Origin of the sequence: Danxiaibacter flavus (assembly GCF_041060425.1) — a bacterium.
Lineage (GTDB): Bacteria > Bacteroidota > Bacteroidia > Chitinophagales > Chitinophagaceae > Danxiaibacter > Danxiaibacter flavus.
Genome location: NZ_JAULBC010000023.1, coordinates 1 through 400 on the forward strand (window position 1 = coordinate 1; position 400 = coordinate 400).

Genomic DNA, 400 nt, shown 5'->3' on the forward strand with positions numbered 1-400 from the left:
TATTGCGATGACACCTGTATGTGAAGGTTCAGACCAACTTCTGACAGCAACAAGTACCACAGCCGGTGTAACCTATAACTGGTCAGGACCAACACCGCTGGTCGTAAATAATGATAAAGCTACAATCAAGGCGGCAACAGTAGCATCAAATGGCAGCTATAGTGTATCAGCGACCTTAAATACCTGTACCTCCCAATCAGCTGCAATAGATGTTGCGATCAATCCAATGCCTGTAGTGCCCACTATTGCGATGACACCTGTCTGCGAAGGTTCAGATCAACTACTAACCGCAACAAGTACAACAGCCGGTGTAACCTATAACTGGTCAGGACCAACACCGCTGGTCGTAAATAATGATAAAGCTACAATCAAGGCGGCAACAGTAGCATCAAATGGCAGC

At 46.2% G+C, this 400-nt stretch carries 1 protein-coding gene; it reads left to right on the top strand.

Features of this window, described 5'->3' with window-relative positions; all coding sequences use genetic code 11:
• Positions 1-400: Ig-like domain-containing protein (locus QTN47_RS27935; protein ID WP_369332763.1), on the top strand; the 400-nt coding region annotated here is incomplete at both ends.